The sequence below is a fragment of the Gordonia sp. PP30 genome (assembly GCF_023100845.1).
Classification (GTDB): Bacteria; Actinomycetota; Actinomycetes; order Mycobacteriales; family Mycobacteriaceae; genus Gordonia.
Genome location: NZ_CP095864.1, coordinates 940,615 through 958,189 on the forward strand (window position 1 = coordinate 940,615; position 17,575 = coordinate 958,189).

The window sequence follows — 17,575 nt, forward strand, 5'->3', positions numbered from 1 at the left end:
AAGCATGGGCTCACCGGGCCAGGCCGCGTACACCTTGTCGGGTGACCTCACTGACCAACAACCCGGCCGCGGGCCTCGCTCTGCCGGATGCCGCCGTGCAGCCGGGCGAGCGGAGCCCCGGCTCGGGCGACCACCAGCCCCTCTGGCGCCGGGCCGGCCGCGCCGTCGCCCTGCCGGTCGCCTCGGTCCTGATCTTTCTCGGTCTCTGGCAGCTCGCCGCGATCTCCGGGATCTGGTCGGAGACCTTCGTGCCGCCGCTCGGCAAGATCTGGGACGCGTTCGTCGACATGTCGACCACGCACGACGGCGTCCGCGGCTACGCGGACTACTACCTGGCCGAGCACCTGTACATGACGCTCCGGCGGGTCTTCGTCGGCGTGCTGATCGGTGTGACCGCGGGCGTGGCGCTCGGCGTCGCGATGGGCTCGGTGCCCTGGGTGCGACGACTGCTGGAGCCGTGGCTGACCTTCCTGCGTGCGCTCCCACCGCTCGCGTACTTCTTCCTGCTGGTGATCTGGCTCGGCATCGACGAGGCGCCGAAGATCACCCTGCTGGCCCTCGCCGCGCTGCCGCCGGCCGCCGTCGCCACCACGTCCGCGGTGGCCGCGACGCCGCTCCCGCTGGTGGAGGCGGCCCGGGCGCTCGGCGCCTCGCGGCGCGCGGTGCTGCGTGATGTGGTGCTGCCTGCCGCCCTCCCGGAGACCTTCACCGGCATCCGGCTGTCGGTCGGCATCGCCTACTCGTCGGTGGTCGCCGCCGAACTGTTCAACGGAGTTCCCGGAATCGGGGGCGTGGTCAAAGACGCCTCCAACTACAACAACATCCCGGTCGTGCTGGTGGGCATCATCGCCATCGGCCTGTCCGGACTGATCATCGACGGGGTGCTGCGCGGCGTCGAGACGCGCGTCGTTCCCTGGCGTGGAAAGGCTTGACCCCCATGAAGATTCGTCCCCACCTGCTGCTCGCCGTGATCGCCGTGGTGCTGGCCGCGGTCACCGGCTGCTCGGTGTCGAACTCGGGCGACTCGTCCAAGCCGACCATCCGGCTCGCGTACCAGAGCTTCCCGAGCGGTGACCTGATCGTGAAGAACAACCACTGGCTGGAGGAGGCGCTCCCGGACTACAACATCGTCTGGACCAAGTTCGATTCGGGTGCCGACATCAACACCGCGTTCATCGCCAAGAAGGTCGACTTCGGCGCCATCGGGTCCAGCCCGGTCGCCCGGGGTCTGTCCGACCCGCTGCGCATCGGCTACAAGGTGGCCTTCGTGCTCGACGTCGCCGGCGACAACGAGGCTCTGGTGGCCCGCAACGGCACCGGGATCGAATCGGTCGCGGACCTGAAGGGCAAGCGTGTGGCGACGGCGTTCGCGTCCACCGCGCACTACAGCCTGCTGGCCGCGCTGGCCCAGGCGCACGTCGACCCGAAGTCGGTGGACATCATCGACCTGCAGCCGCAGGCCTCGCTCGCCGCCTGGCAGCGCGGGGACGTCGACGCCGTCTACACCTGGCTGCCGACGCTCGACGAGTTGCGCAAGACCGGCAAGCAGCTGATCTCCAGCCGCCAGCTCGCCACAGACGGCAAGCCGACCCTCGACCTGGGCGTGGTGCGCAGCGACTTCGCCGCGAAGAACCCGAAGGTCGTCGACGCCTGGCGACAGGTGCAGGCCCGTGCGCTGAACCTGATCAAGTCCGACCCGGCCGCCGCCGCGAAGGCGGTCGCCGCGCAGATCGGCACCACCGAGGCCGACGCCGCGGCGCAGCTGAGCCAGGGAATCTTCCTCACTCCGGCGCAGATCGCTTCGCCGGAATGGCTGGGCACGCAGGGGCCTCCGGGCAATGTCGCGCACAATCTGCGCGCCGCCGCGGAGTTCCTCAAGGAGCAGAACCAGATTCCCTCGGTGCCGTCGCAAGCCGACTTCGACGCGGCGATCTACACGGAAGGACTGCCCGGTGTCTTCGACGACGTCCACTGACCGCGGCACCACCCGCGCACCCGCGGACCGCCCGGCGGGCCGGGTCTCGATCACCGGTGCGGTCCGCGAATACGGCAAGGGCGACCAGCGCGTCACCGCGCTCGGACCGGTGGACCTGCAGGTACCGGCCGGGGAGTTCGTGGTCCTCGTCGGACCGTCCGGTTGCGGCAAGTCGACGCTGCTGCGGCTGATCGCCGGCTTCGAGCCGGCGACGGCCGGCACGGTGCTCGTCGACGCTGCGGCGCCGGTGCCGGGACACAGCTCCGGGGTGGTCTTCCAGCAGCCCCGGCTGTTCCCGTGGCGGACCGTGCGCGGCAACGTCGCACTGGCCCTGAAATACGCCGGAGTCCCGCGCGGCGAACGCGCCGCCCGCGCCGACGACCTGCTCGAACGGGTCGGGCTGCACGGCACCGGCGACCGGCGGATCTGGGAGATCTCCGGCGGCCAGCAGCAACGCGTCGCGATCGCCCGGGCACTCGCGGTGCCGACCTCGCTGCTCCTCATGGACGAGCCCTTCGCCGCCCTCGACGCGCTCACCCGCGAACGACTCCAGGCGGACGTGCGCCGGGTCGGCGCCGAATCGGGCCGCACGACGATCTTCGTGACCCACAGCCCGGACGAGGCGGCCTTCCTCGGGACGCGGATCGTCGTGCTGTCCGGCCGGCCCGGCCGGATCGTCGCCGATCTGCGCTCGACGCTGCCACGCACCGGCGTCGACCCCGATGCCCTGCGGGAGACCGGTGACTACCACCGGCTCCGGACCGAGATCGCGACGGCCGTCAAGGCGGCGGCCGCCGCAGCCGAGAGAGGACAACGATCATGACCGCCATCATCACCGCCCCGGCCGCGCTGAACCGCGGAGTCGAGTTCGACGTCGAACGTCTCGGCCCGAACCTCGGTGCGCGGCTGCACGGCGTCGACGTCGCCGCCGTCGACGACGCCCAGGTCGCCGCGATCCGCGCGGCGCTCACCGAATTCAAGGTGCTCATCCTGCGCGACCAGGCGATCGACGACGCCGCGCACATCGATTTCGCCCGCCGTCTGGGTGACGTGACCTTCGGGCATCCGGTCTGGGACAGCGGCGACGTGCCCGATGAGGTGTACGAACTCGACAGCGCCGACGGCGGTTTCGCCGACGTCTGGCACACCGATGTCACCTTCATGCCGCGTCCGCCGGCCGCGTCGGTCCTGCGGCCGCTGATTCTGCCCGACACCGGTGGGCCGACGCGGAGGCCGCGTACGCCTCGCTCTCGGCGCCGCTGCGACGGCTCGCCGATCAGCTGGTGGCCGTGCACGACGGGAACCGCGAGTTCGGCTACTACCTGCGCCAGCGCCGCGGCGGGTCGGGCAACGTCTGGGACGGCGAACAGGTCCGCGACCTGCGCCCGGTCCGGCACCCGGTGGTCCGGATCCACCCGGAGACCGGCCGTCGCAGCCTGTTCGTGAACCCCGGCTTCACCTCGCACATCGAGGGCGTGTCGGACGCGGAGAGCCGGGGCCTGCTCGACGTCTTCTATGCGCACCTCACCAAGCCAGAGCACCTCGTGCGGCACCGCTGGCGCCTCGGCGACCTGGTGCTCTGGGACAACCGCAGCACCGCCCACTACGCCAACCGCGACTATGCTCAGCGGCGCCTGATGCATCGGGTCACCCTGCGCGGCGACCTCCCGGTCGGCCCGAACGGCCCGATCGAGCCCTACCTGAACTAGGCCGAGATCCCGCCGCCGGGGCTGATCACCTGTCCGGTGATGCGGCGGAAGCGCGGACCGCACAGGAACACCGATCAGCTCGGCGAGGTCGTCGGGCTCGCGCTCGCGGCGTGGCCTGCGCGTTGTCCGGACACCGCGGCGGTCGTCGACGGACGGGTGATCGGTGTTGGTCACGGTGCTCGGCGACCTGCTGGAGCCGTTCGGCGACCGTCCGGTGCGCACCGCCGCTCTCGTCTACGTGCTCCAGGGTCTGGGTTACGGCGAGCACGCCGCGCGCCAGGCGATCGTCCGGACCGGAGCGTCGGGGCTGCTGACGCCCACCCGCAGCGGGCGGGAGACGCTGTGGGCCCTGACCGATCCGGCGCACCGGCTGTTCACCGAGGGCGACATCCGGGGGTTCTCCACCGACATCGACAGCACGCGCTGGGACGGACACTGGCTGGTGGTGTGCGTCTCGATCCCCGAGTCGCAGCGGTCGGCCCGCAACCGGCTCTACGCGGCGCTGCGCTGGATCGGTCTCGGCAATCCCGCGCCCGGCGTGTGGGTCACGCCTCATCACCGGCGCGCCGCCGAGGTGTCCAGGACGATCGATGAGTTGCGGCTGACCGAGAGCACGCTGTCGTTCGTCGGTGAGCTGCCCATTCCCGGGGTCTCCCAGGATCGGCTGGTCCGGCGCTCGTGGGATCTGGCCGCCGCCGAGCAGGCCTACGACGATCTGCTCCAGCGGTTCGACGGCCGGCGTTTCGCGCCCGGCGACGAGCAGTTGTTCGCTCACCTCGAACTCGCCGACGGCCTGCGCCGGATGGCCTCGATGGATCCGCGACTGCCCGAAGTGCTGCTGCCGGAGTGGCGCGGCCTGGAGGCGGCTCGTCGCCTGCGTGAACTGCGCACCGACCTGACGCCGGGGGCTCACGCCCGCTGGCGTGAGATATCCGGCCTGTAGACGCCCCATGGGAAGGGCCCTGATCGACGCAGGCCGGCCGTTGATCTCGGTACCCGCCGTGCACTGCCCCGGCTCGCTCGACGGCCGCCACGCTGATGGTCACCGCGGCCGTCTGGTCATCCTTCGCAGCGCGTCAGGAGCCGAAGCGCGGGTCCCGGCCGGTGAACGCGATCAGCTTGTCGGTGGCGGAGGCGCTGTGACCGGCGTGGACCTCGGGACCGAAGATCCCGGGGCCGCGGTAGATCTCGGCTGGCATGTCCTTGAACATGCCGTGAATGAAGTCGACGGCCTCGCCGGGGATCTCCACCCGGCGGCCGGCCGCGGCGGCGATGTCCCAGCCGTGCAGGAACAGGTCGGCGGCCGGGAAACTCAAACCCTCTTCGATGGTGCGTGGTCCCCGCGGCGAGTTCACCACCCGATCGAGGTCGTCCACCGAGGTCGCGGCGTCGCGGGCGGCGGCCTCCACCTGCGCCCACCACGTGCCGGGGTCGCCGGTCACCGCCCCACCCGGCGGATCGACGCGGGTGAACTCCACCGGTTCACCGGCGAGGATCGCGGCGCCCATCGCGGTGGCCGCGCCGACGTGACCGAGGACGTCGAGCGCCGTCCAACCGGCGCACGGCGACGGCCGGCCCCACCCGTCGGCGGGCACCGCGTCGACCACCTCACCGAAGAAGTCGAGTCCGTTGGAGTACATCTGCAGTGAGTCCCAGGCCATGAGATCGACGCTACCCGCGGGATCGGCGAGTAGCGTGGAATCGTGGCATTCGAGACTGCGCACCACTCCGCGAAATCTTCCGCTCCGACCGCCGCGACACTCGGCGAACTTCGCGCCTCCGGGCACGTCGAACGCGACGTCCGGGACGAGATCCGGCACAACCTGCTGACCGCCCTGCGCGCCGGGGACGACCCGTGGGAAGGGATCGTGGGCTTCGAGTCCACGGTGGTCCCGCAGCTGGAGCGGGCCCTGATCGCCGGGCACGACGTAGTGCTCCTCGGCGAGCGCGGCCAGGGCAAGACTCGACTCCTCCGCACGCTGCCGAACCTGCTCGACGAGTGGACGCCGGTGATCGCCGGCTCCGAACTCGACGAGCACCCGTATTCGCCGATCCTCCCCGAATCGATCCGCCGCGCCGCCGGTCTCGGCGACGACCTGCCCGTCGAATGGCGTCACCGCAGCGAGCGATACAGCGAGAAGCTCGCCACCCCGGACACCTCGGTGGCCGACCTCGTCGGCGACATCGACCCGATGAAGGTGGCCGCCGGCCGCAGCCTCGGCGATCCGGAGACCATCCATTTCGGTCTCATCCCGCGCGCGCACCGCGGACTCATCGTCATCAACGAGCTGCCCGACCTCGCCGAACGCATCCAGGTCTCCATGCTCAATGTGATGGAGGAGCGCGACATCCAGGTCCGCGGCTACAATCTGCGCCTGCCGCTCGACGTCCTCGTCCTGGCCAGCGCCAACCCCGAGGACTACACCAACCGCGGCCGCATCATCACCCCGCTCAAGGACCGCTTCGGCGCCGAGATCCGCACCCACTACCCGCTGGAGTTGGACGACGAGATCGACGTCATCGAGCAGGAGGCCGACCTCGTCGCGACGGTGCCGGGCTTCCTCATTGAGATCCTCGCGAGGTTCACCCGCTACCTGCGCGACCACCCGTCGATCGACCAGCGCTCCGGTGTCTCGGCGCGCTTCTCCATCGCCGGGGCGGAGACCGTCGCCGCGGCGGCGCTCCACCGCGCGACGGTGACCGGCGAAGAGATCGCCGTCGCCCGGCCGATCGACCTCGAATCGGTGATCGAGGTGCTGCGCGGCAAGGTCGAGTTCGAGTCCGGCGAAGAGGGCCGCGAACTGGAGATCCTGGAATACCTACTGCGCAAGGCCACCGCCGACGCGGTCCGCGCGGGCCTCGGCGGCATCGACATGCGGCCGCTCGTCGAGCGGCTGGAAGGCGGCGACGCGGTGCTCACCGGCGACCGGATCCCGGCCGCGCAGGTGCTCGACGCGCTCGACGACGATGCCGTCACCGATCTGCTCGACGAGCTGGCCGAGCAGCTCGAGATCGACGACGCCGAACGCGCGAGCGCCCTCGAATTCGCCCTCGAGGGGCTGTATCTGGCGCGCCGCATCGGCAAGGAGCCCGACGAGCGCGGCCGCACCGTCTACCACGTCGAGCAGCCCGACGATGAGTCCTGACCGCTATCACCGCACCCGCTACCGGCGCTACACCGGTGGCCCCGATCCGCTGGCGCCGCCGGTGGATCTGCGGTCGGCGCTGGATGCGATCGGCGAGGACGTGATGTCCGGGGTGTCGCCGGAGCGGGCGCTGCGCGAATTCCTGCGCCGCGGCGACGGCACCACCCGCGGGCTCGACCGGCTCGCCGAACTCGCCAACCGGCGGCGCCGGGAACTCCTGCGCGAACGCAACCTTGACGGCACCTTCGGCGACATCCGGAAACTGCTCGACGAGGCGGTGCTCGCCGAACGCAAGCAGCTCGCCCGGGACCTCGACGACGAGGCCCGGTTCGCCGAGATGCAGATCGGCGCGCTCCCGTCGTCGACGGCGCAGGCCGTGCGCGAACTGGCCGACTACCAGTGGCGCAGCTCGCAGGCCCGGGAGAAGTACCAGCAGATCGCCGACCTCCTCGGCCGGGAACTCCTGGACCAGCGGTTCGCCGGGATGAAGCAGGCGCTCGAAGGCGCGAATGAGCAAGACCGCCAAGCGATCTCGGAGATGCTCAGCGACCTGAACGAGCTTCTCGACGCCTACAACCGCGGCGAGGACACCACCGAGCGGTTCGCCGAGTTCATGAACAAGCACGGAGAGTACTTTCCGGAGAATCCGGAGAACACCGAGGAACTGATCGACGCGCTGGCACGCAGATCGGCGGCGGCGCAGCAGTTCTTCAACTCGCTCACCCCGGAGCAGCAGGCCGAACTGGCGGAACTCTCGCAGCAGGCGTTCGGCTCACCGCAGTTGATGGGGCAGCTGTCGCAGATGGATGCGGCGCTACGGGAGGCGCGGCCGGACCTGGATTGGGATGGCGGGCAGCGCTTCTCCGGCGACAACCCGATGGGACTCGGCGAGGGCGCCGCGGCCCTGCGTGACATCGGGGAGCTGGAAGACCTGGCCGAACAGCTCTCCCAGGGCTACGCCGGGGCGCAGCTGGAGGACATCGACCTCGACGCCCTCACCCGGCAGCTCGGCCACGAGGCCGCCGCCGACGCGCGGACACTCGCCGAGCTCGACCGGGCACTGCGTGAGCAAGGCTTCTTCCAGCGCGACCCGGACGGGCAGCTGCGGTTGTCGCCCAAGGCGATGCGTCAGCTCGGGCAGGCGATTCTGCGCGACATCGCCGCGCAGCTGTCGTCGCGAGCGGGGGAGCGCGACGCCGACGTCGCGGGCCGGCTCGGTGAGCCGACCGGCGCCACGCGCGAATGGGCGTACGGCGACACCGAGCCCTGGGATGTCACGCGCACCATCGGGAACTCGGTGCTGCGGACCGTCGCCGAGGCCCCGCCCGGGTCCGATCCGCTGGCGGACATGGCCACTCGAGGTGTGCGCATCGACATGGGCGACGTCGAGGTGACCGACACGCAGGCACGCCCGCAGGCCGCCGTCGTGCTGCTGGTCGACACGTCGTTCTCGATGGTGATGGAGGGCCGCTGGACGCCGATGAAGCGCACGGCCCTCGCGTTGAACCAGCTGATCTCGACGCGGTTCCGTTCCGACGAACTGCACCTGATCGAGTTCGGCCGCTACGCCCGCGACACCGACGTCAACGAACTGACCTCGCTGGAACCCCGGATGGAGCAGGGCACCAATCTGCATCACGCGCTGCTGCTGGCGCAGCGGCATCTGCGGCGCTTCCCGAACGCGCAGCCGGTGGTGCTGGTGGTGACCGACGGCGAGCCGACCGCTCATCTCGACTCGGGCGGGGAACCGTTCTTCTACTACCCGCCGCACCCGCAGACCATCGGCCTCACCGTCCGCGAACTCGACCACCTGTCCCGGATGGGCGCCCAGGTGACCTTCTTCAAACTGGGCGACGACCCCGGGCTCGCCCGCTTCGTCGACCAGATCGCCCGCCGCATCGGCGGCCGCGTGGTGAGTCCGGACCTCGACGGCCTGGGCGCCGCCGTCGTGGGCGACTACCTCCGCTCGCGCCACTGACCCCCATGACGGTCGAGCGGAGTCGAGACCACTCCCGCGCACATACACTGACAAGCGTGACCCAACCGCAGCACGGCAAGTACTACCCGGCGCCGATCGGGAACGACCAGCGCGCCGGGATTCGCGCCAGCAACGCGGACCGCGAGGAGGCGCACGCCTTTCTCTCGGCCGCGATGAGCGTGGGTGCGCTGACCCCCGAGGAGTACACCGACCGGGCCGGTACGGCGATGGCGGCGACCACCCTCGCCGACCTCGACGCCCTGTGCGCCGACCTTCCGATGAACCGGCTGACCGGCGCCGTGGCCGACGTGACACTGAACGAGACCCGGGTGAGCGATTCGGGCGCCGCCCCGGTGACTCGGGCCGTCGCCATCATGTCGGGCAGCGAGATCAGCGGTGGCGCGGTGGTCGGCGCTCACCTGTCGGTGGTGGCGTTCATGGGCGGCGCCGAGATCGACCTGCGCGATGTCGAGTTCACCTCCCCGATCCTGGAGATCTCGTGCCAGGCGATCATGGGCGGGATCCGGATCACCGTGCCGACCGATGTGACCGTCGAGGTCCACGGCTCGGGCATCATGGGCGGCTTCTCCGGGCGCGCGGCGGGCCCCGGCCAGCCCGGCGCTCCGCGCATCGTGATCCGCGGTTTCGCGCTGATGGGCGGGGTCGACACCCGGCGCGTGGGCCGCGGCGACGACACCGGCCCCCGCCGCGCGAACTGAAGCCCGCGAGGATGGGCGTGACGAACGAGTACTTCGCGGCGGCTGACGACACCGCCGCGGCGCGGGTCCTGGGCGCGGGCCTTCCAGTGGTGCTCGGGCCGCTGGACGACGGCTTCGTCCTCGGCGGTCCGGTCCTGGGGCCCGACCCCGTCGTCGAACTGACCACGCTGGAAGCCCTGCTCCGGGGTCTGCCGGACGAGGCCGCGATCGCGCTGATCGACCGCCCCGACTGCGGGCGGGTCGTCGCCGGTGATCCGGGCGAGCAGGCGGTGCTGGCGGTCGCGGACGGCACGGTGGCCGCACTGCTGGACGCCGACGACGGTGCGCTGGAACGAGCGGCCGGTCCGTGGTCGCAGGCCGAGGAGTTCTGGGGGCAGGCCGAGCCCGAGGTGCTGCTGGCGGTGGCGACCGCCCTGCGCGAGCTGTGCCGGCGGGCGGAGTCCACGGCGCGCGTCTATTGCCTCACGACTCTCTGACGGAGCTGACCGTACCGTGACGTAGCTTCGCCGGGGAACCCGTCGTCCTCGGTGAAACCGCAGGTCGCCGGCATTTCGGCGGCACATCACCGAAAGCTACGCCACGGTCGGGTCATGAGGCGCCGAGCCGCTACGTCAGCACGACGGCCAGCAGGGCGATCACCGGGATCGACGCGATGGTGGTGACCAGGGCGCTGTCCCGGGCCAGGATATCGCCGCGGGAGTAGCGAGTCGCGTAGACCAGCACGTTCTGCGCGGTCGGCAGGGCGGCGATCACCACCTGCGCGAACAGGTGGTGGCCGGTCATGCCGAAGCCCCACCGGGCCAGCACATAGGCGAGCGCCGGCATGAGCAGCATCTTCAGCACGCTCGCCAGCGCGATGTCCCGGCGCGGCGCCGCACCCTTGGCGAACACCTTCACCCCCGTCAACGACAATCCGAAGGCCAGCAGGGCGAGCGGAACGGAGGCCTTTCCCAGCATGTCCAGCGGCGAGAACACCGCCGCGGGCAGGTGCACACCGGCCAGCGACAGTGCCAGACCGATCAGGCCGCCGATCACGATCGGGTTGCTCAGCGGGGTGCCGATGGTGCGCCACAGCGACCCCCGGTGCGCCGCGTCGAGCGCGGTGAGGTCGAGCACGGTCAGCGCCACCGGCGAGTACAGCATGATCTGGAACAGCAGCAGCGGTGCGATGAACGACGCATCGCCGAGCACGAACAGTGCGATCGGCAGCCCCAGGTTGACGCTGTTCACGTACGACGACGAGAGCGCGCCGATCACGGCCTCGGGCACCGGCCGCCGCCACAGCAGGCGGACCAGGAGAAAGTAGATCGCCCCCACCGTCACGGCGGTGATCGCCGCGACGGCCAACGTCGAGGAGAAGACGACGGACAGATCGTTGCTGGTCAGCGAGGTGATCATCAGTGCGGGCGTGCACACGAAGAACACCAGCCGGGCCAGGACGGAGATCCCGTGCTCACCGAGGACGTCGAATCGGCCGAGCAGCCAGCCGATCACGACCACGATGAGGATGACGGTGAAACCGGAGACGACGCCTGACACTGCCGCCAGTCTAAAGGTGCCTGGCGCCGCGTTTTGCCACCGGGCACCCGCGACCGTTAGTCTGTTCTGGTTGTGTGTTGCGCGGGTAGCGCGCAACACCTCAGCGAGACTTGGCCGCGAGTCGGCCGGATCGGGCACCCCGAACCCCACTCGCGCACGCAGGATAGAGCTAGTAGAGAAGGGCTGGAACCATGGCAGTACCGAAGCGCCGGATGTCGCGGGCGAACACCCGCAGTCGTCGTTCGCAGTGGAAGGCGGACAACGCCCCGCTGCAGGAAGAGAAGATCAACGGCGTGACCCAGCGCATGCCGCGCCGCCTGGTCAAGGCCGCGAAGCTGGGCCTGGTCGACCTCGACCGCCGCTGAGCTAAGACACTCGACGAAGCCGCGATTCCCTCCGGGGGATCGCGGCTTCGTCGTCTCTCCGCCGCGGCGGTCGTGCCCGGCCCTCGCGATACGAAGATGTACCGAAACCACGATCGCTCAATACGAATCTGTATTGAATCTGTTACTCTCAGCCCTCAGATGTGACAGAGATCGCCCTCGCCGAGGGTGAAGACGAATCAGGGTTGGGGAATCCATGCGCCGTTCGATCTGGACCGCCGTCCTGGCGGCCGTACTCGTGCTCGCCGGGCTCGGTCAGTCGCCCGCGACCGCCGCGCCGCGCGTCGGAAGCGGCCACGGCAGCGTCTACCAGGCGTATCTGCTCGACGCCCGGCCGGGCGCGCAGGTCCGGCTCCTCAACGGCGCCGGGGCGACGGTCGGCAGCGGAACGGTCGACCGCCTCGGCTCCTTCCTGGTGCGCGATCTGCCGGCCGGCGGCGGCTATCGCTTCGTGGTGAACGGCGCCACCGGCAACACCTTCGCCGTGCGCGACGAGGCGCCGCCGAACCGCTCGCTCTACACCGGCCAGCATCTGCGGCCCGGACTGAACTACGTGCGCATGCGCGACGGCGTCGAACTGGCCGTCACCGTCCGGCTGCCGATCGGCAAGACCATGGCCGACGGCCCGTTCCCGACCGTGATCGAATACTCCGGCTACCAGCACGCGGCGCCCGACGACTTCCTGCTCGGCGCGCTCGGCGGCCTCGCCCACATGCCCGATCCGATGGCCCCGGCCACCGGCACGCTGCTGGGCAACGAGGTGGCGCCGGTCGCCGGTTTCGCCTCGGTCAATGTCCAGATGCGCGGCTCGGGCTGCTCCGGTGGCGCCTTCGACCTGTTCGACTACCCGACCATCTACGACGGCTACGACATCGTCGAGACCGTCGGCGCGCAGTCCTGGGTGAAGCACCACAAGGTCGGCATGGTCGGCATCTCGTTCTCCGGCATCTCGCAGATCTCCGTCGCCGGCACACGGCCGCCGAGCCTGGCCGCGATCGCCCCGATGAGCCTCACCGACGACCTCTACTCGACCGGTTTCCCCGGGGGCATCTTCAACACCGGTTTCGCGAACTCCTGGCTGTCCGACCGGCAGGCCGAGGCGCGCCCGGCGCCGGAGAAGGGCGCCCAGCCGTACGCGATCGAACTGGTCCGCCGGGGTGACCAGCACTGCAAGGCCAACCAGAAGCTGCGGCTACAGACCCAGCAGATCAAGCAGCTGATCGAGGAGAACCCGACCCGCAACCGGGCGCTGCTCGACCACCGGTCGCCGTCGTACTGGGCGCCGAAAGTGAACGTGCCGGTGTACCTGGTCGGCGCCCTGCAGGACGAGCAGACCGGACCGCAGTGGACGTCGATCATCGACAAGTTCAACGGCAACAAGAACGTGTGGGTGCGGATGATGAACGGTGCCCACCTCGACTCGATCGGGCCGCAGTTCCTCGGCCCGTGGTACGAGTTCCTGCGCATCTTCGTCGACCGGACGGCACCGACGCAGAACGACGCACTCACCGGGCTGATGCCGGTGATCTACGGGGCGGTGACCAACTCTCCGGGACGGCCGCTGGTGACGGCCCGGCACCCGGAAGCCACCACGCTCGCGCAGGCCAAGCGGGCCTTCGAGCGGGACCCGCGCGTGCAGGTGTTCTTCGACAACGGGTCCGGCACCCCGATCCCGGGCAATCTGTCGTCCCCGTGGTCGCGGGGCTTCAGCGCGTGGCCGGTCCCGGCGGCCGGTGACGGCCAGCGCTGGACGCTCGACGCCCGCGGCGCGCTGACCGGCGCGCCCGGCGCCGCGTCGACCGTCGCCTTCCGGCCCGATCCGAAGGCGCGCCCGGCCGGGACGATGAACGTCTCGGGCGCCTCGACCGAGCCGTGGTCGGCCTCGGCGAAGTACGACTGGGCGCCGATCCCCGGCCGGGCCGGCGTCGGATTCGTGACCGGTGCCCAGCCTCACGACCTGATGGCGGTCGGCCCGGCGAGCCTGGATCTGAAGCTGTCGAGCAGTGCGCCCGACACCGATCTGCAGGCGACCGTGTCGGAGGTGCGGCCGGACGGCACCGAGATCCTGGTGACCACCGGGGTGCTGCGGGCCTCGCTGCGTCAGACCAACGCGCAGGCGACGGCGCTGGATCCGCGCCGCGACTGGCTCACCCCGACACCGATGTCGGGGGTCCAGACCATGCGGATCTCGCTGAATCCGATCGCCCACACCTTCCGCGCGGGGTCGAGGATCCGCGTCACGATCACCGCGCCCGGCGGCGACAAGACGTCGTGGCGCTTCGACACCCCGGCGACCGGCGGCCGGGTGATCGACACGCTGCAACTGGGCGCGGGCGGTTCGACGCTGGTGCTCCCGGTGATTCCGGGCCAGCGGGCCGGCGGGCCCACCCCGCCGTGCGAATCGTTGCGCGGTGAGCCCTGCCGGTCGTACCGCCCCGCCTTCAACGGCGGCTAGCGCCGGGAAGGTCGTTTCGACACGTCTCGGCTAGCGCCTCGACGGCTCAACGGGCTGTCGCAGCCTGCTCGCCTCGACGGCTCAACGGGCTGTCGGTGACCTGCCGCAGCCCGCCCCGCCGTCGACGAACATTTCGACGGAGCTCAATGTGAACTCCGTGAGGAGACGTGTCGAAACGCCCCTCCCGAAAACGGCGACTTACTGCGACAGCACCTTGTTGACCAGGCGGACGGCGCTGTTCGGGAGGAACTTGGAGGCGTTGCCGAGGAACGTGGTCTGGGCGCCGACCGAGTAGCTGGTGCGACGGGTCAGCAGGTCGACGCGGTTCGGGTGCACCGACTCCCACACCTTCTCGGCGACGTCCTCGGGGGTGAGCCGCACGCCGAGGGTCTGCGTCGACTTCGCGTCGGTGTCGGCGAGCGCGGTCTTGGCCCAGAGCGGCCAGATCGAGACGGCGCGGATGTCGTCGTGCTGCCATTCCAGTTCCAGCGCCTCGGTGAGGCCGCCGACGAAGAACTTGGTGGCGCTGTAGACGGCGATGCCGGGCTGGCCGTAGATCGCCGAGGCCGACGCGATGTTCACCAGGTGCGCGCCGGGGGTCGCCTTGAGGTAGGGGTGGGCGGCCTGCGCGCCGAGGGCGACGCCGAGGGCATCGATGTCGATCTGTGCCTTGATCGCCTCGGGGGTGATGTCGGCCAGGTCGCCGGAGATCAGGATTCCGGCGTTGTTGTCGAGGACGTCGAGACGGCCGTCGGTGTGCGAGGTGAAATCGGCCAGCGCGTCGGCCCACTGCTGCGGCTCGCGGACGTCGAGCTTGCCGGTGATGAAGTCCGGGTTCTCCGCCTTCGCAGCGGCGAGGGCGTCGTCGCTGACGTCGTAGATCCCCACGGTCCAGCCCTCGCTGGCGAAGCGCTTGGCCGTCGCCAGACCGATGCCGGCGGCACCTCCGGAGATGAAGATCGATGACATGAGTTCCTCCACTCGTCCCGCGCGCAGGGCGTGTCCCTCCGCAAAACTTACTGATCAGTAACGGTTCCAGACGCCTCGACCCGGGCGCAACCCGGTGATAACGTGACAATAGATGTTGTAACAATGAAGTCCGTCACACGACGGGCTCGCGCACACGACGTCCCCAATGGAGGTGGACGACATGACTGTCACCGTGAACAACGACGTTCTCACCAGCCTGCAGGATGACGGACCGAACGAGGTCTCGGAACGACTGCTGGCCTCGGCCGCCCGGCTGTCCCGCAACGCGATGACCGAGATCGACTGGTCGCTGCCGATGGACCCGGACAAGTACGGCTGCAGCCCGGAGTGGAGTTCGCTCTACGGCACCGACTACTGGAACGAGATGTCCGAGGAGCAGCGGATCTCGCTGACCCGGCACGAGTTCGCGTCGATCATGTGCATCGGTATCTGGTTCGAGATGATCCTTCAGGAGATGGTCGTCCGCGACCAGTACCTGGGCCAGTATCACTCGCCGGAGTTCCAGTTCGCGCTCACCGAGATCGCTGACGAGTGCCGTCACTCGATCATGTTCGCCAAGGCATCGGAGAAGATGGTGGGCCGGTCGTACCGGCCGGGGCGCACGGTCGGACGGCTCGGCAAGTTCTTCAAGGCGACGGCCAAGAACGAGGTCGCCTACGCCGGGATCCTGGTGGCCGAGGAGGTGCTCGACGTCTTCCAGCGCGGCTGCATGCGCGACGATCGCGTCCTCCCGTTCATCCGGACCGTGAACGAGATCCACGTCCTCGAAGAGTCGCGCCACATGAAGTTCGCGCGCGAAGAGGTGCGCGAGTCGGTGCAGGGGATCAGCCGGTTCCGCCGCCAGTTCAGCGCGCTTTACGTCGCCCTCGGCGCGTACATGATCGTCACCAACCTGATCCAGCCGCAGGCCTACGCCGACGCCGGGCTCGACGCCGACCGCGCCGTCGCCGAGGCCGGCGCCAACGCGCACTTCCATTCGATGATCCGCAGCAGCTGTGCGCACCTCATGGAGTTCCTCGACGAGGTCGGACTGCTCACCAAGCCGGCGATGCGGTACTATCGCGCCGCCCACATGCTGTAACGGAGCGACGATGGTCTTCGTCATCACGCAGTCGTGCTGCAGCGACGCCGCGTGCGTCGCCGTCTGCCCGGTGAACTGCATCCATCCGACGCCCGAGGAACGCGGCTTCGGTACCTCCGACATCCTGCACGTCGACCCGCAGGCCTGCATCGACTGCGGTGCGTGCGCCGACGCGTGCCCGGTGAACGCGATCTTCCCGGCCGACAGGCTCGGCCCGCGCGAGGCGATCTTCGCCGAGATCAACGCCGACTACTACGCGAACAACCCGCACATCTCGTCCGGGTGGAGCGATGTGGTCTATCCGGACCTGCCGCGGCTGCCGGACGGCCTGCGCGTGGCCGTGGTCGGCACCGGTCCGTCCGGCGGCTACGCCCTGCGGACCCTCCTGAACCGGACTCGCGCGCACGTCACGGTGATCGACCGGCTGCCCACACCGGGTGGCCTGGTCCGCGCCGGGGTGGCGCCGGATCACCCGAGCACCAAGGACGTGATGCGCACCTTCGACATCCTCTACCGGGATCCGAAGGTGACCATGGCGACCAACGTGGAGGTCGGGGACGACGTCGAGGCCGGCCAGATCACGCCCGCCGAACTGGCCGAGCACTTCGACGCCGTCTTCTACGCGGTCGGCGCATCCCAGAGCCGCCGCCTCGGGATCGAGGGGGAGGATCTGCCCGGATCGACCTCGGCGACCGATCTGGTGGCCTGGTACAACGCGGTGCCGGGCGCGCCCGGCCCCCGGATCCCGGCGCACGGCACCGGCCGCGCCGTGATCGTCGGCACCGGCAACGTGGCGCTCGACGTCGCCCGCATCCTGGTGTCGCCGCCGGAACTGCTGGCCCGCACCGACATCGCCGACCGCGCCCTGGCGCTGCTTCGGGAACAGAACATCCACGAGGTGGTCGTGCTCGGCCGCCGCGGCCAGGAGTCCGCGGCCTACACCACTGCCGAATACCGCGCGCTGTCGGTGATCCCGGGCGTGGAGGTGGTCGTGCACGACGACGCCGACGGGCCGCTGCCCGAACTGGACCGGCCGGCGGACCCGGAGAACCGGCGCATCGTCTTCCTCTTCCACACCTCCCCGGTGCGGACCGACGGCGACGGCCACCTGGAGACGGTGACGGTGCGGACCGGCGAGCGCGAACATCCGATCGCGGCCGACCTGCTGGTGCGCTCCATCGGCTACCGGTCGGCGCCGATCGGCGGCCTGCCGTTCGACGCCGACGCCGGCTACTTCCCGAACGTCGACGGACGGGTGATCGGTGCCGACGGCGAGCCGCTGCCGGGTACCTACGTCCTCGGCTGGGCCGGCCGCGGTTCCACCGGCGGCATCGGTGCGAACAAACTGCAGGCGACCGCGACGGTCGAGAGGTTCATCGACGACGTGGTGAACGGCGGAATCGTGCGGCCGACGTCGGAGCCGGAGGCGTTCGACGCCCTGCTGCGCCGCCGGAAGCGGGCCGTCGTCGGATACCGCGGTATCCTGGCGATCGACCGCCGGGAGCGGGAGAATGGGCGGCAGCAGGGGCGCCCGCGGGTGAAGTTCACGGAGGTCTCCGACATGCTCTCGGCCGCAGGCCGCCGCAAACGCTGACGGAAG

Annotated in this window: 15 protein-coding genes and 1 pseudogene; 13 read left to right on the top strand and 3 right to left on the bottom strand. The window is 70.2% G+C overall.

All coding sequences use genetic code 11. The annotated features are described in order from the left end of the window. The first annotated feature begins 170 nt into the window (after positions 1-170). From MYK68_RS04325 to MYK68_RS04345, 5 genes and pseudogenes are all read left to right on the top strand, one after another. Positions 171-932, top strand: a complete 762-nt coding sequence (locus MYK68_RS04325) for an ABC transporter permease (RefSeq protein ID WP_247867919.1) — start codon at positions 171-173, stop codon at positions 930-932. A gap of 5 nt (positions 933-937) precedes the next feature. Further along, entirely contained in the window at positions 938-1,975 is a 1,038-nt protein-coding gene (locus MYK68_RS04330; protein WP_247866486.1) for a taurine ABC transporter substrate-binding protein, read from the top strand. Further along, a complete protein-coding gene (locus MYK68_RS04335; RefSeq protein WP_502798301.1) occupies positions 1,953-2,798 on the top strand; it encodes an ABC transporter ATP-binding protein in 846 nt (281 codons plus the stop codon). Before MYK68_RS04330 ends, MYK68_RS04335 begins: the two co-directional genes overlap by 23 nt. Next, positions 2,795-3,684, top strand: a pseudogene (locus tag MYK68_RS04340) (TauD/TfdA dioxygenase family protein). Before MYK68_RS04335 ends, MYK68_RS04340 begins: the two are co-directional and overlap by 4 nt. Before the next feature lie 163 nt (positions 3,685-3,847). Further along, a complete protein-coding gene (locus MYK68_RS04345) occupies positions 3,848-4,627 on the top strand; it encodes a PaaX family transcriptional regulator (protein ID WP_247866487.1) in 780 nt (259 codons plus the stop codon). 133 nt (positions 4,628-4,760) lie between these two features. On the opposite strand, the gene MYK68_RS04350 is transcribed toward MYK68_RS04345, so the two are convergent. Next, positions 4,761-5,345 (bottom strand): TIGR03086 family metal-binding protein, encoded by a 585-nt coding sequence (locus tag MYK68_RS04350; RefSeq protein ID WP_247866488.1) that lies wholly within the window; start codon positions 5,343-5,345, stop codon positions 4,761-4,763. A gap of 42 nt (positions 5,346-5,387) precedes the next feature. Between MYK68_RS04350 and MYK68_RS04355 the strand changes: the two genes are divergently transcribed. From MYK68_RS04355 to MYK68_RS04370, 4 genes are read left to right on the top strand one after another with little or no spacing between them, the layout of a single operon-like run. Then, positions 5,388-6,830 (top strand): sigma 54-interacting transcriptional regulator, encoded by a 1,443-nt coding sequence (locus tag MYK68_RS04355; RefSeq protein WP_247866489.1) that lies wholly within the window; start codon positions 5,388-5,390, stop codon positions 6,828-6,830. Next, entirely contained in the window at positions 6,820-8,808 is a 1,989-nt protein-coding gene (locus MYK68_RS04360; protein WP_247866490.1) for a vWA domain-containing protein, read from the top strand. Before MYK68_RS04355 ends, MYK68_RS04360 begins: the two co-directional genes overlap by 11 nt. A gap of 56 nt (positions 8,809-8,864) precedes the next feature. Continuing rightward, on the top strand, positions 8,865-9,527 hold the full coding sequence (locus tag MYK68_RS04365) for a DUF1707 SHOCT-like domain-containing protein (RefSeq protein ID WP_247866491.1): 663 nt from the start codon (positions 8,865-8,867) through the stop codon (positions 9,525-9,527). 17 nt (positions 9,528-9,544) lie between these two features. Beyond that, the gene (locus MYK68_RS04370; RefSeq protein ID WP_247866492.1) at positions 9,545-10,003 is read left to right on the top strand and encodes a hypothetical protein; all 459 of its coding nucleotides are present in this window, start codon (positions 9,545-9,547) and stop codon (positions 10,001-10,003) included. Between the two features lie 130 nt (positions 10,004-10,133). Here the strand turns inward: MYK68_RS04370 and MYK68_RS04375 are convergent, their stop codons facing one another. Beyond that, positions 10,134-11,066 carry an AEC family transporter gene (locus MYK68_RS04375; RefSeq protein ID WP_247866493.1) on the bottom strand — a complete coding sequence of 311 codons (933 nt, stop codon included), beginning with the start codon at positions 11,064-11,066 and terminating at the stop codon, positions 10,134-10,136. A 191-nt stretch (positions 11,067-11,257) separates the two neighbouring features. Between MYK68_RS04375 and rpmF the strand changes: the two genes are divergently transcribed. Both rpmF and MYK68_RS04385 read left to right on the top strand, forming a co-directional pair. Then, positions 11,258-11,431, top strand: a complete 174-nt coding sequence (rpmF, locus tag MYK68_RS04380) for a 50S ribosomal protein L32 (RefSeq protein WP_247866494.1) — start codon at positions 11,258-11,260, stop codon at positions 11,429-11,431. A gap of 214 nt (positions 11,432-11,645) precedes the next feature. Next, positions 11,646-13,904, top strand: coding sequence for a CocE/NonD family hydrolase (locus tag MYK68_RS04385; RefSeq protein WP_247866495.1), 2,259 nt, complete (start codon positions 11,646-11,648; stop codon positions 13,902-13,904). A 198-nt stretch (positions 13,905-14,102) separates the two neighbouring features. Here MYK68_RS04385 and MYK68_RS04390 read toward each other — a convergent pair whose 3' ends face one another. Continuing rightward, positions 14,103-14,873 (bottom strand): SDR family oxidoreductase, encoded by a 771-nt coding sequence (locus tag MYK68_RS04390; protein WP_247866496.1) that lies wholly within the window; start codon positions 14,871-14,873, stop codon positions 14,103-14,105. Positions 14,874-15,054: 181 nt separating this feature from the next. On the opposite strand from MYK68_RS04390, the gene MYK68_RS04395 reads away from it, so the two are divergent. Further along, a complete protein-coding gene (locus MYK68_RS04395) occupies positions 15,055-15,975 on the top strand; it encodes an AurF N-oxygenase family protein (protein ID WP_247866497.1) in 921 nt (306 codons plus the stop codon). A 10-nt stretch (positions 15,976-15,985) separates the two neighbouring features. Then, positions 15,986-17,569 (top strand): FAD-dependent oxidoreductase, encoded by a 1,584-nt coding sequence (locus MYK68_RS04400; protein ID WP_247866498.1) that lies wholly within the window; start codon positions 15,986-15,988, stop codon positions 17,567-17,569. Positions 17,570-17,575: the final 6 nt, after the last annotated feature.

Excerpts from the sequence above, each read along its gene's own strand:
- MYK68_RS04330 (WP_247866486.1), top strand. The coding sequence starts at position 938 with ATGAAGATTCGTCCCCACCTGCTGCTCGCCGTGATCGCCGTGGTGCTG.
- MYK68_RS04350 (WP_247866488.1), bottom strand. The coding sequence starts at position 5,345 with ATGGCCTGGGACTCACTGCAGATGTACTCCAACGGACTCGACTTCTTC.
- MYK68_RS04360 (WP_247866490.1), top strand. The coding sequence starts at position 6,820 with ATGAGTCCTGACCGCTATCACCGCACCCGCTACCGGCGCTACACCGGT.
- rpmF (WP_247866494.1), top strand. The coding sequence starts at position 11,258 with ATGGCAGTACCGAAGCGCCGGATGTCGCGGGCGAACACCCGCAGTCGT.
- MYK68_RS04385 (WP_247866495.1), top strand. The coding sequence starts at position 11,646 with ATGCGCCGTTCGATCTGGACCGCCGTCCTGGCGGCCGTACTCGTGCTC.
- MYK68_RS04390 (WP_247866496.1), bottom strand. The coding sequence starts at position 14,873 with ATGTCATCGATCTTCATCTCCGGAGGTGCCGCCGGCATCGGTCTGGCG.
- MYK68_RS04395 (WP_247866497.1), top strand. The coding sequence starts at position 15,055 with ATGACTGTCACCGTGAACAACGACGTTCTCACCAGCCTGCAGGATGAC.
- MYK68_RS04400 (WP_247866498.1), top strand. The coding sequence starts at position 15,986 with ATGGTCTTCGTCATCACGCAGTCGTGCTGCAGCGACGCCGCGTGCGTC.